Genomic DNA, 12,596 nt, shown 5'->3' on the forward strand with positions numbered 1-12,596 from the left:
CGGTGCGCCAGCCAGGGGAGCCGGCACGCAGCTCGTGAGGAGTGCACATGTTCGAGAGATTCACGGACCGAGCCCGTCGCGTGGTCGTCCTTGCCCAAGAAGAGGCACGGATGCTCAACCACAACTACATCGGGACGGAGCACATCCTCCTGGGCCTGATCCACGAGGGTGAGGGTGTCGCCGCCAAGGCTCTGGAGTCGCTCGGCATCTCGCTCGAGGCCGTGCGCGCCCAGGTGCAGGAGATCATCGGCGAGGGCCAGCAGGCTCCGTCGGGTCACATCCCCTTCACCCCGCGCGCCAAGAAGGTCCTCGAGCTGTCGCTGCGCGAGGCGCTCCAGCTGGGCCACAACTACATCGGGACCGAGCACATCCTGCTCGGCCTCATCCGCGAGGGCGAGGGCGTCGCCGCCCAGGTCCTCAACAAGCTGGGTGCGGACCTGAACCGCGTGCGCCAGCAGGTCATCCAGCTCGTCTCCGGCTACCAGGGCAAGGAGCCCGTCGCCGCCGGCGGTCCGCAGGAGGGTCAGCCCTCGGGCAGCGCCGTCCTCGACCAGTTCGGCCGCAACCTCACGCAGGCTGCGCGCGACGGCAAGCTCGACCCGGTCATCGGGCGCGAGAAGGAGATCGAGCGGGTCATGCAGGTGCTGTCCCGCCGCACCAAGAACAACCCGGTCCTCATCGGGGAGCCCGGCGTCGGCAAGACCGCCGTCGTCGAGGGCCTCGCACAGGACATCGTGCGCGGCGACGTGCCCGAGACGCTCAAGGACAAGCAGCTCTACACGCTGGACCTGGGCGCGCTCGTGGCGGGTTCCCGCTACCGCGGTGACTTCGAGGAGCGCCTGAAGAAGGTGCTCAAGGAGATCCGCACGCGCGGCGACATCATCCTGTTCATCGACGAGATCCACACCCTCGTCGGTGCAGGTGCCGCCGAGGGCGCCATCGACGCCGCGAGCATCCTCAAGCCGATGCTGGCGCGCGGCGAGCTGCAGACCATCGGCGCCACCACGCTCGACGAGTACCGCAAGTACGTCGAGAAGGACCCGGCCCTGGAGCGTCGCTTCCAGCCGATCCAGGTGGCCGAGCCCAACCTGGCGCACGCGATCGAGATCCTCAAGGGTCTGCGCGACCGGTACGAGGCGCACCACCGCGTGTCCATCACGGACGCCGCCCTGGTCGCCGCCGCCACCCTGGCGGACCGGTACGTCAACGACCGCTACCTGCCGGACAAGGCGATCGACCTGGTCGACGAGGCCGGCGCCCGCCTGCGCATCCGCCGCATGACGGCTCCCCCGGAGCTGCGCGAGCTCGACGAGCAGATCGCCGAGACGCGTCGCGACAAGGAGTCGGCGATCGACGAGCAGGACTTCGAGAAGGCAGCCCGCCTCCGCGACGCCGAGAAGCAGCTCGGTCTCAAGCGCGTGGAGAAGGAGAAGGCCTGGAAGTCCGGCGACCTCGACGCGGTCGCGGAGGTGGACGAGGAGCTCATCGCCGAGGTGCTGGCGATCGCCACGGGCATCCCGGTGTTCAAGCTCACCGAGGAGGAGTCCAGCCGACTGCTCCACATGGAGGAGAACCTGCACAAGCGCGTGGTGGGCCAGGAGGCGGCCATCAAGGCGCTCTCGCAGGCCATCCGCCGCACGCGTGCCGGCCTCAAGGACCCGAAGCGCCCCGGTGGGTCGTTCATCTTCGCCGGCCCCACGGGCGTCGGGAAGACCGAGCTGGCCAAGGCGCTCGCCGAGTTCCTGTTCGGTGACGAGGACGCGCTCATCCAGCTCGACATGTCCGAGTTCTCGGAGAAGCACACGGTCTCGCGGCTGTTCGGCTCGCCCCCCGGCTACGTCGGGTACGACGAGGGCGGCCAGCTCACGGAGAAGGTCCGGCGCAAGCCGTTCTCGGTGGTCCTCTTCGACGAGGTCGAGAAGGCGCACGCGGACATCTTCAACTCGCTGCTGCAGATCCTCGAGGACGGTCGCCTGACCGACTCGCAGGGCCGGGTGGTCGACTTCAAGAACACCGTCATCATCATGACCACGAACCTCGGCACCCGGGACATCGCCAAGGGCCTCATGACCGGCTTCCAGGCCGGCGGGGACCTGTCGACGTCGTACGAGCGCATGAAGTCCAAGGTCAACGACGAGCTCAAGCAGCACTTCCGGCCTGAGTTCCTCAACCGCGTCGACGACGTGGTCGTGTTCCCGCAGCTGTCCCAGCCGGAGATCTTCGCGATCGTCGACCTCATGGTCGCCAAGCTGGCCACGCGCCTGCGGGCCAAGGACATGGACATCGAGATCACGCCTGCGGCCAAGAAGCTGCTGTCGGAGAAGGGCTACGACCCGGTCCTGGGTGCTCGGCCGCTGCGCCGGGCCATCCAGCGGGACATCGAGGACGCACTGTCCGAGAAGATCCTGTTCGGCGAGCTCAAGGCCGGCCAGCTGGTGATCGTGGACGCCGAGGGCGAGGGTCTGCTCGGGGAGTTCACGTTCCGTGGCGTCCCGCGCGGGGCGCACCCGGCCGAGCCGGTCGCGGTCGGCGCCTCGTACGGCACGCCGGGCTCGGGCACCGACCTGCCCGCAGCGGGTCCGGTGGTCACCGACAGCGGCACGGGCACCCTGCCCCAGGTGGGCTGACCCCGCACCGCACGCACGACGAACGCCCCGGTCCCTCGCGGACCGGGGCGTTCGGCGTTCCCGGGCCGCTCGTCGCAGCGCCGACTTCGTGACTTCCGGACGAGTTCGTGAGCTACGGCTCACGAACTCGACGGGAACTCACGAACTGGCGGCGGGATGGGCGCGCAGAGCGCAGCTGTCGGCGGCTGGTGACAGGGTGGGGTCATGCCTGGACACCGCCGTCTGCCCCGATCCGCACCCGAGGAGCAGGGGGTGGACCCGCGGGCGCTCGCCCGACTGGTCGACGCGCTCGCCGGGTGGCCCGAGCTCCACTCGCTCATGGTGCTGCGGCACGGGTCGGTGGTCGCGGAGGGCTGGGCGGCGCCGTACGCGTCCGACCGGCTGCACGAGCTGTACTCGCTGAGCAAGAGCTTCACGTCGACCGCGGTCGGGTTCGCCGTGGCCGAGGGGCTGCTCACGGTCGACGACCTGGTGCTGGACCACGTGGGCGACAAGGCACCGGCGGCGCCGGACGCGAACCTGCAGCGGATGCGGGTGCGGGACCTGCTCACCATGACGACCGGGCACGTCGAGGACCCCACCGGTGCGGTCTTCGACTCGGGCGCGCAGGACTGGGTCGCGGCGTTCCTGGAGCGGCCGGTGGAGCACGAGCCGGGCACGCACTTCGTCTACAACACCGCGGGCACGTTCATGCTCTCGGCGATCGTGCAGCGGCTCACCGGGCAGCGGCTGCTCGACTACCTCGGCCCCCGGCTGCTCCAGCCGCTCGGGATCGAGGGAGCGATCTGGCAGCAGTCGCCGGAGGGGATCGACGTCGGTGGCTCCGGCCTGTCCGCGACCACGGAGGACGTGGCGGTGTTCGGTCAGCTCTACCTGCAGGGCGGGGTCTGGCAGGGGAAGCAGGTGGTGCCGGCGGACTGGGTGGCCGAGGCGACGCGCGCGCAGGTGCCCAACGACGGAGGGCCCGATCCCGACTGGACGCAGGGGTACGGCTACCAGTTCTGGCGCGGACGCCACGACAGCTACCGCGGCGACGGTGCGTTCGGGCAGTTCTGCGTGGTGCTGCCGGAGCAGGACGTCGTCGTGGTGACCACGTCGGGCGTCGAGGACATGCACCACCAGCTCGAGCTGGTCTGGGAGCACCTGCTTCCGGGACTGTCGGACGGACCTCTGCCCGCCGACGACGAGGGACGCGCGCAGCTGGCCGACCGGCTCGCGGGCCTGCGCCTCGACCCGCCGGCCGGATCGCCCACGTCCCGCACGGCCGAGCGGCTGAGCGGGAGGACGATCACCTTCGAGCCGAACACGCTCGGGATCCGCAACGCGGTGCTGGAGGTGGGCGTCGAGCACGACCGGCTCACCGTCGACCACGGCGAGGAGACGGTGATCGTCACGGTCGGGCACGCGCAACCGGCGCTGGCCCGCACCACTCTCCGGCGCCGGGACCCCGAGGACGTGCTGGTCAGCGGCACGTGGACGTCGGGTGACACCTACGTGGTGACCGTGCGGTTCGTCGAGGCGCCGTTCGTCGCGACCGCCACCCTGACCGTCACGGGTGATGACGTCGTGGTGGAGAGCGGGATGAACGCGTCCTTCGGTCCGACGACGGCCCCGCCGCTGGTGGGCAGCCTGGTGCAGGCGGTCGACGAGGTGTGGGTCGGCTGAGTCGTCAGCTGAGCTCGAGGACCGTCCACCAGTCGTTGACGTCGCGCTCCGCATAGCCGGTGACCTCCTGCTGGCCGGCGGTCAGCCGGGGGTCCGAGGCGCGGTGGGAGTGCAGCGCGGCGCCGGAGGCGACGTGCACGAGGCGGACGCGGGCGCCGGCGGTCCAGGGGCGGTCGTCGACGATCTCGACGCGCCAGTCCGCGGACGAGTCGGGGGTGTCGACGGCGCTGACCTGCTGCTGGCGCGTCAAAGGAGAGGGGATGCCGGACTCGCTGCGGAGCCAGCGGCCGGTCGACACGTGCCGCAGCCGGAGCACCGACCCGTCGTGCAGCGCGGTGCCGGCGGGCGTCCCGGCGGTCCCGACGAGCAGCCACCGGTCGTTGTCGTCGGAACCTGAGAAGCACGTGACCTGCTGCAGGCCGTCGCTGTCGCGGTGCGTGTACGGGAGGTCGTGGGAGTGCAGGGTGAGGCCGGTCCACACGTGCGACAGCTTGACGGTGTCGCCGGTGGAGACCTGGTCCTTCACGCCGGGCGGGCGCCTGGTGAGCACCCGAGGACGTCGGGGCGTGTAGTCCTGCAGGAAGAAGCCGCGCCAGGTGTGGCCGTTGGACGCGTTCCAGTCGGGCTGGTCGCGGTCGGACGTGAGCGTCACGGCCTTGCCCACCGAGTTGTTGTCGTAGACCTGCACGGTGGTCCGGCCCGTGGCGCGGTCCTGCTCGTACCCGTACGCGATCACCTGGTGGTTGTCGCCGATCGACGCGAGGCTGCGCGCGACGACGAGCCCGAGGACGACGGGCCGGCCGGCGTCGATGGACTTCATGAGGCGGGGGAGCTCCTCCTCCTTGGTCCAGCGGGTGACGCCCTTGAACACCCAGGTCTCGTCGTCGGAGTGCATGGACCAGGTGACGAACTTGGCGGCGGACCCGGTGAAGAACGAGTCCCGCAGGCGCTGGGTGAACAGCTGCGCGAGCCAGTGGGAGTCCGGCGGGACGCGGCTCGGCGCCCACAGGTCGGCGCGCCAGGCGGGCACCGGCTGCCCGGCGAGGAAGTAGTCGAGCGACGCGTAGGCCATCCCGCCGCACCGGCCCGACGTCGTGATCTTGGCGCCGTTGGGCAGCGTGAGCACCTCGTTGACGAACGCGTTCGGGAACGCGAAGCCGTGGGTGGCGGGGTCGAACGCGACCGCCCCTCGAAGGAGGACCTGCTCCGGCATCGACACACCCTCCCGTCCCGTGAGCCGCGCCTCGACCTGCGGCACCCCCGTGCATGTCGAGGGTGCCACGAAGGAGTCCGCGGGGCGGGGTGAGATACGACGACGGCCCCGGCTCGCAGGGGAGCCGGGGCCGTCGCGGTGGTCGGTCAGCCGCCGTAGCTGACCAGGTACGCCGGGATCGTGGCCGTGCCCTGCGCCACGCCGCCGGTGTCGTTGATGACGTGCGCGATCACGCCGTTGCCGCCGAGCGACACGGTGAGGATGTTGTGGAACCGCACCCCCGGCTTGACCGGTGACTGGAACCCGCTGTCGACGACGATGCTCGGGTCGACGTTGAAGAAGCTGTACACGCCGCCGCCCCACAGCTCGTGGGTGGTCACGGCGTCGGCCACCCGATAGCCCGCGTAGCCGCGACGGGTGCCGTTCTGCCACGCAGCCTGGTTCGGCACGTCGTACGGCAGCTCGTTCTGGTAGAAGATCGTCCGCCCGCGGTCACCGTTCCAGAGGGTGTTCTCCTTCTGGTAGTGCTCCACGAACAGGCCCAGCCCGAGCACGTCGTTGCCGTTCACCACCAGGCCGTACGCGGACGGGTTCTCGTTCCAGCCCACCCCGGCCCCGTGGTCGCCGCGCCACGACCAGATGTGGTCGATGAGCGTGTCGTCGGAGTTGACGACGATGGCCGAGGTCACCTTGCCGGGGATCCGGCCGCCGACGCGGACGAACACGTCGTGCAGCGAGACCGGGTTGGCGGCGCGGTCGGTGTGGTTGCCAGCCGACCCGACCTCGAGCATCGCGGGGGAGTTGGTGACGCCCGCGTCGAACAGGACTCCGGCGATCCGGACGCCGTTGACGTCGCCGACCTTCATGGCCGTCTGGCCGGCCGTCGGGACGATCGTCGCGTAGCCGAGGCCGAGCACCACGGTGTCCGCACGGGTGACGTCGATCGTCTTGTCGAGCGTGTAGATCCCGGGGGTGAGCAGCAGGTGCAGGCCCTGGGCCAGTGCGGCGTTGATGCGGTCCGCGGTGTCACCGGGCTTGGCGACGTAGAACTGGTTCAGCGGGATCGACGTGCCCGGCGTGTTCGGCCACGAGACGCCACGGGCGTTGGTGCGGGCCGACGGCACGAACACCGCGTAGCTGGAGCCGTCGAGGTACAGGTACGGCTTCTCCCGGCTGATGGGCGTGGTGTCGAGCACCGTGTGCGACGGGTTCGGGAAGCTCGGCGCCGGTGAGCCGGTCACGCCCGAGAACACCATGTTCCAGACCGAGCCCTCCCAGCGGCCGAGTGCCGAGTCGCGGGTGTACCACTGCTGCTGCGACGCCGACTTCATCGCGCCGTCCACCTTGGAGTCGGCCGTGAAGCCGCCCGAGGCCCAGCCGTACGACGACGGGAAGACCGCGAGGTCCCCTGCGACGTGGATGCGCCGCATGGGCGCGGCCTGCGAGACCGCCCAGCGGTTCTCCCCGGTGAACGGCGTGATCTTGAGGTTCTCCATCGAACGCCAGAAGTTCTGCGTCGCGTTGCCGCCGAACCACTGCGCGTCGGCCCACACGCCGCCGGTGATGTTCACGTCGTCGGGGTTGCGACCGAGGCCGTTGATCGACGTGTTGAACCCGATGTGCGCCTGCACGTCGTAGGTGCCGGGGGCGAAGAGGAACTGGTCGCGGCGGGTGCCGAACTGCGCCTCCTCCTGGGCCGTGAACGTCTCGTCGAGCTTCGCCTGGATCGCGGCCTGCCCGGTGGTCGGCGTGAACACGTGGACGTTCGGGCCGAGGTCGCCGCCGCCGGGGATCGGGTCGGTCACGGGCGGGGTGCCTCCTGCGTTGATCTGGACCTCCCAGAGCGAGTAGCCGTAGCCCGTGCCGCGAGACGTCAGGTCGAGCCTGACGTAGCGCGCGGTCGCGGCGACGTCGATCGTCTGCACGCCGCCGGTGCCGTTGGTGACCGTAGCCGCCGTCGCCCACGTGGTGCCGGTGGTGGACGTCTGGACGCGGAACGCCTTGCCGTACGCGCCCTCCCACCGCAGCGTGACCTTGCAGACGCTCTGCGACGAGCCGAGGTCGACCTGCCACCACTGCGCGTCCGCGAACGTGCTGGACCAGCGCGTGCCGAGGTTGCCGTCGACCGCCGCGCTCGCGGGCGTGCCGCCGTTCTCGGTGGTCGACGCGGTGGCCGTCTTGCCCTGGGCGACGTTGGCCGTGCCGCAGGTGCCCGCCGTCGGGGTGGGCGTGGGTGTCGGTGTGACCCCGCCGACCTCGCCGAAGACCTGGAACTCCCAGAGCGAGTAGCCGTAGCCGGTGCCGCGGGCCGTGAGGTTGAGCCGCACGTACCGGGCGGTGCCGGCGACATTCACGTTCTGCGTGCCGCCGGTGCCGTTGGTGACCGTGGCCGCGGTGGACCAGGACGAGCCGTCGATGGACGTCTGGACGGTGAACGCCTTGCCGTACGCGGCCTCCCACACGAGCGTCACGTGGTCGAGGGTCGCGGTCTGGCCGAGGTCGACCTGGAAGGTCTGCGGGTCCGCCGGCAGGCTCGCCCAGCGGGTGGCGGCGTTGCCGTCGACCGCGTTCCGGGCGGGGGTGTAGTCGGCGTTCTCCGTGGAGGACGCCGTGGCGGTCCTGCCTTGGGACAGGTTCACGGGCGCCGCGTTCGCGGCGGTGGCAGCGGTGATCGCTCCGACGGCGACGACGCCTGCCGCGAGCACTGCCGCGACCCAGGCTCGCGCCCGGGAGTGGACATGGGTGTGCATGGGATTCCTTCGGGAGAGGTGGGCGCGTCCCGGCCCTCGCGGACCGGGACGCGCGAGGGGCCCTACGGGATGAGGTTGTAGTTCGCGTCCAGGACCGCTCCGGCCCACGGCTTGTACAGGTCATAGCCGCGCGGGTTGCACTGCAGACCGCCGTTGATGCAGTGCTCGGTCAGCGCCTGGAGCACGGCCGGGTCCCACGCGTTGAAGAAGTCGTAGTGGAACGAGAACCCACGACCGCTGGAGAACCGGACGTCCGACATGTTCCCGTCGGCCGGCCAGGACAGCTTGAACTCGATCATCGGCACCGCGACCGGGTGCGTCGCCGTGCACTCACCGTTGACCGGGTACGCCATGTGGCTCTTGTGGTTGGCCGAGTCGAGGTTGATGCCGTCCCAGCAGCTCGGTGCCTGGTAGCGGACGTTGAGCTGCGAGCCGACCGGGCAGCTCGCGGGGATGTCCCAGTTGAACGAGCTGTTCCCGCACTCGAAGCCCTCGACCGCGCCGGGAGCGGTCCGGAACTCGTCCTTCGTGGCCGTCATGCTGCCGACGAGGAACCGCAGACCCTGCGGGAACGGGACGACCTTCTTGTAGTCGATGATCCCGGTCTTGTAGTAGATGGTCTGCTCGTTGCTGGCGACGACCTTGTTCTCACCGTGCATGAGCGTCGGGAACCAGTACGCCGACTCGTCCTGCGGGACCGTGCAGCTCGTGCTGTTCGCAGCCAGCAGCGACGCCGTCGTGGTGTTCGCGTTGGTCGAGCGGTTGCCCATGAAGGTGTGGCTGTGCGACGCGCCCGCCTGGCCGGGGTAGACGATCGGGTCGTCGTTCAGCGTGTGCGTCGGGGTGCAGTTGGCCTGGAACTCGTGGTGCGTCACGGTCGTGTCGGCGCCCGGCGGAGCCGGCGGCAGCGGCTTCGGGGTGTGCGGAGGCGTGCTCGCACCACCCGTGCCGTACACGGCGAGGTCCCACAGCGAGTAGCCGTAGCCCGTGCCGCGCGCGGTGAGGTTGAGCCGCAGGTAGCGGCCCGTGCCCGACGCGGCGACCGTCTGGTTGCCGCCGGTGCCGTTGGTGGCGGTCGCGACGGTGGTCCAGGTGGTGCCGTTCGGGGAGAGCTGCACCTGGAACGCCTTGGCGTAGGCCGCCTCCCAGCGCAGCTCGACGCGGTCGACGGTGGCGGTGGCGCCGAGGTCGACCTGGATCCACTGCGCATCGGAGAACTGGCTGGCCCAGCGGGTGTTGCCGTTGCCGTCGACGGCCTTGGACGCGGTGAAGTCCGGGCCCTCCGCCGACGAGGACGTGGCGAGCTTGCCCTGCGAGATGTTGACGGGTGCGGCGCTCGCGGTCGTGGCGATCGCGACGCCGAGACCGGTCGCGACGAGCACCGCGGACAACGTCCCGGCCAGCCAGGCCCGGGCTTTCCGGGAGCGTGGTGCGTGGAGATGGGTGGGCATGAGGTCTCCTTCAGGAGGGATCGGACAGACCCGAAGGAGGTGCGACGATGCACACGAACCTTCGGCGTATCGGCTCTGTGAGGGGTTGGCCGAGGGGTGGTGCCCGGGGCGGGTGGCCGCCCGCCCCGGGCACGTGTCAAAGAGCTGCGGAAGCGTCGATGCTGCTATGCATAAACGCCCAGCTCGTACAGCGAGTAGCCGTACGCGGTGCCGCGGGCTGTCCCGTGCACCCGCACGTAGCGGGCCGAGCCGGCGGTGTTCAGGGTGTCGACGTTCCCGTCGCCCGCGGTGACCGTGGTCAGGGTCGACCACGCGTTCCCGTCGTTCGACGTCTCGATGCGGTAGCCCTTGCCGAACGCGGACTCCCACACCAGCTGGATCGACGAGAACGAGCGGACCGAGCCCAGGTCGACCTGGATCCACTCGTCGTCGGCCCAGTTGCTGGCCCATCGGGTGGCGTAGCTGCCGTCCGTCGCCTGGCTCGGCGTGAAGTTGCCGTTGTACGGGTCGAACGACGACGCGGTGGTGGTGCGGCCCTGGGCGATGTTGCTGCCGCCCACGGCCGGCGGGACGACGCGGAACGACTTCGTCTCGACGCCCACGTTGCCCTTGCCGTCCTCGGCGAAGACGTAGACCTTCCACACACCGAGCGTCTGCGGAGCCGTCACCGAGAACGTGGTGCCGCTGCGCGTGAACGTCGCGGGGGCCAGGCCTCCGGAGTCGTTCACGTACTTGCTGTTCAGCAGCACGTTGTAGGTGATCGGGTCCCCGTTGGGGTCGCTCGCCGCCGCGGTGACGGTGAACGTCGAACCGGCGACGACGTTGCCGCTGCTGGGCACGGTCATCGAGCTGAACGTCGGGGGAGTGTTGACCCCCGCCGCCCCGGCCGAGCCGCCGTACGCCTTGGCGATCGCGTAGTACGAGAGGCGCTTGTTGTTGCCCGGCTTCACGTTGAACCAGATGCCGCCGAAGTCGCCCTCGTTGCCGTAGTGGAACAGGGTGGCGCCGAGCGCGACCCCCGGGTGGGCCTTGATGCAGTCCCACGCCCGCGTGTAGCCGGCCGCGTTCTGCGCGTCGGTGCCCTGGTCGGGCACGCCGTTGGCGTCGTTCGGGACCTCCCACTCGCCGGCCGGACCGCCCTCGGTGATGAGGTACGGCTTGGTGTAGCCGCCGGCGATCCACGTCGCCTTGGCGTCGCACACCGCGTTGTAGGCGTTCAGGCCGTAGAGGTCCAGGTCGGGCGCGCTCGCCTTGTAGTACGGCCACGCGCCGGTCCACGCGTCGGTCGACGTGACCGGGTGGGTGGGGTCGATCTGGTGGATCCGCTTGGCCGCGTCGTTGACGAACGTGGCGTAGGCGGTGCGCTGCGCCTCGAGCTCGGCGCCCGAGTAGCAGTTGCCGAGGCCGAGCAGGGACTCGTTGCCGACGTTCCACATGAGCACGCCGGGGTTGTCCTTGTAGGCGGTGACCCAGGTGACGATGTCGTTCATCGAGCTCGTCTTGTACGCGGTGTCGGTGACGTAGTTCGGGCAGCCGCCCGAGCCGGGGCCGCCGCCGGGGGCCAGCCAGAAGCCGGCGACCGTGCGCATGCCCGCGGCCGCGGCGGCGTCGAGCAGGACCTTCGATCCCGCGTCGGTGCCCCACGTCCGGATGGTGTTGACGCCCATGGCCTTGAGGTTGGCGGCGTGCTGCGGGAAGTCGGCCGGGGCCGGTCCCCACGTCATGCCCTTGGTCACCCACGGCTGGCCGTTGACCAGCAGCGCCCAGTTCCCCTGGCTGCCCGCGACGCGGACCTTGCCGTCCGCTGGGCCGGTGGGACCGGTCGGGTCGGGGGTGGGCGTCGTCGTGCCGGTCGTGCGGACGGCGACCTCCCAGAGCGAGAAGCCGTAACCGGTGCCCCGGGTCTGCAGGTCGAGGCGCAGGTGCCGGGCGGTGCCCGTGAGCGCGATCGACTGCGTGCCGCCGGTGCCGTTCGTGAGCGTGGACAGGGTGGTCCACGCTGTGCCGTCGGCAGACCCCTGAACCCGGAACGTCTTGCCGTACGCGCCCTCCCAGCTGAGCGTGACGTTGCAGACCGCCTGGCTGGCGCCGAGGTCCACCTGCCACCACTGGTTGTCGGCGAACGTGCTCGCCCAGCGGGTGCCGGCGTTGCCGTCGACCGCCAGGCCGGCCGCGGTGCCGGCGCCCTGCTCGGACGACGACGCGGTCGCGGTCCTGCCCTGCGCCACGTTGGCCGTGCCGCAGGTGCCCGTCGGGGGCTGCGTCCCGCCGGGGGTGCCGTAGACCTGCACCTCCCACAGCGAGTAGCCGTAGCCGGTGGCGCGCTTGGTGCCGAGCACCTGCAGGTACCGGCCGCTGCCGGTGACGTCCAGCGTCTCCTTGCCACCCTTGCCGGTGGTCGTCGAGTAGATGCTCGTCCAGGACGTCCCGTTCTCCGACGTCCGGATCTGGTACCCGGACCCGTAGGCCGCCTCCCAGGTGAGCACGACCTGGTTGACCTGCGCGGTCGCCCCCAGGTCGACGGTCAGCCACTGGGCGTCGGACGCGGTGCTCGCCCAGCGCGTGCCCGCGTTCCCGTCGACCGCGGCGGACGCCGGCGTGTAGTCGGCGTTCTCGACGGACGACGCGGTGACGGTCTTGCCCTGGGACAGCAGGACGGGCTCGGCCTGCGCGGCCACGGCGGGGATGCCGATGCCGGCGGCGACGAGCACGGCAGCGGTCAGGACGCCCAGGAGGCGCCGGCTGCGGCCGGGTGGGGGTGCGTTCCTGGTCGGGCGGTCGGTGGTGGTCGTGAACACAGGTGTCTCCTCCGGGGCTGGCCCGGCGCGGGGGACACGAGGTGATCCGCAGTCGACCTCGTCGTCGCTCCGTGCGCAGGGCGTGCAGTTCG

6 protein-coding genes are annotated in these 12,596 nt (G+C 70.7%); 2 read left to right on the plus strand and 4 right to left on the minus strand.

Annotated elements, in window-relative coordinates; genetic code table 11:
• The first annotated feature begins 47 nt into the window (after positions 1 to 47).
• On the plus strand, positions 48 to 2,627 hold the full coding sequence (locus tag ASD18_RS05540; protein ID WP_056087807.1) for an ATP-dependent Clp protease ATP-binding subunit: 2,580 nt from the start codon (positions 48 to 50) through the stop codon (positions 2,625 to 2,627).
• 204 nt (positions 2,628 to 2,831) lie between these two features.
• On the plus strand, positions 2,832 to 4,292 hold the full coding sequence (locus ASD18_RS05545; protein ID WP_082573548.1) for a serine hydrolase: 1,461 nt from the start codon (positions 2,832 to 2,834) through the stop codon (positions 4,290 to 4,292).
• Between the two features lie 4 nt (positions 4,293 to 4,296).
• Here the strand turns inward: ASD18_RS05545 and ASD18_RS05550 are convergent, their stop codons facing one another.
• The 4 genes from ASD18_RS05550 to ASD18_RS05565 form a co-directional block, all read right to left on the minus strand.
• Positions 4,297 to 5,505: an MIR domain-containing protein gene (locus tag ASD18_RS05550; protein ID WP_156387902.1), complete on the minus strand. Its 1,209-nt coding sequence runs from the start codon at positions 5,503 to 5,505 to the stop codon at positions 4,297 to 4,299.
• 146 nt (positions 5,506 to 5,651) lie between these two features.
• Positions 5,652 to 8,255, minus strand: a complete 2,604-nt coding sequence (locus ASD18_RS05555; RefSeq protein WP_056087814.1) for a discoidin domain-containing protein — start codon at positions 8,253 to 8,255, stop codon at positions 5,652 to 5,654.
• 62 nt (positions 8,256 to 8,317) lie between these two features.
• Positions 8,318 to 9,706, minus strand: coding sequence for a DUF1996 domain-containing protein (locus ASD18_RS05560; RefSeq protein ID WP_056087817.1), 1,389 nt, complete (start codon positions 9,704 to 9,706; stop codon positions 8,318 to 8,320).
• 164 nt (positions 9,707 to 9,870) lie between these two features.
• The gene (locus ASD18_RS05565) at positions 9,871 to 12,504 is read right to left on the minus strand and encodes a discoidin domain-containing protein (RefSeq protein WP_056087820.1); all 2,634 of its coding nucleotides are present in this window, start codon (positions 12,502 to 12,504) and stop codon (positions 9,871 to 9,873) included.
• Positions 12,505 to 12,596: the final 92 nt, after the last annotated feature.

The sequence above is a fragment of the Cellulomonas sp. Root137 genome (genome assembly GCF_001426725.1).
GTDB lineage: Bacteria > Actinomycetota > Actinomycetes > Actinomycetales > Cellulomonadaceae > Cellulomonas.

Coding starts and splice junctions, on each gene's coding strand:
- ASD18_RS05550 (WP_156387902.1), bottom strand. CDS start 5,505: ATGCCGGAGCAGGTCCTCCTTCGAGGGGCGGTCGCGTTCGACCCCGCC.
- ASD18_RS05555 (WP_056087814.1), bottom strand. CDS start 8,255: ATGCACACCCATGTCCACTCCCGGGCGCGAGCCTGGGTCGCGGCAGTG.
- ASD18_RS05540 (WP_056087807.1), top strand. CDS start 48: ATGTTCGAGAGATTCACGGACCGAGCCCGTCGCGTGGTCGTCCTTGCC.
- ASD18_RS05560 (WP_056087817.1), bottom strand. CDS start 9,706: ATGCCCACCCATCTCCACGCACCACGCTCCCGGAAAGCCCGGGCCTGG.
- ASD18_RS05545 (WP_082573548.1), top strand. CDS start 2,832: ATGCCTGGACACCGCCGTCTGCCCCGATCCGCACCCGAGGAGCAGGGG.